Genomic DNA, 275 nt, shown 5'->3' on the forward strand with positions numbered 1-275 from the left:
CTTGCTTTTATTTTGTCCTGTTCTGTTAAATGACTGTAGGTATTGAGGGTTTGTTTAATATCCGTATGCCCGAGTTGTTCTTGAATGATTTTGAAATTAACATTCTTACTAATCATATACGAAGCGTAAGTGTGACGTAATCCATGAAAAGTGAGAAGCGGTAAGTTAAATCTTTTCACAATTTCTTTCCATCTATTAGACATACTATCAGGGTGTGAAGGAAACCCATTACTTTTCACAAATAATAGGTTTATTGGATTGTTATCTTTATCAAG

Annotated in this window: 1 protein-coding gene; it reads right to left on the reverse strand. The window is 32.7% G+C overall.

What is annotated here, in order from left to right; all coding sequences use genetic code 11:
* Positions 1–275, reverse strand: a 275-nt coding sequence (locus SB660_RS20345; protein WP_410584126.1) for a site-specific integrase, incomplete at both ends; no start/stop codon positions are given.

The organism is Bacillus sp. SIMBA_005 (assembly GCF_046535585.1).
GTDB classification, from domain to species: domain Bacteria; phylum Bacillota; class Bacilli; order Bacillales; family Bacillaceae; genus Bacillus; species Bacillus pumilus.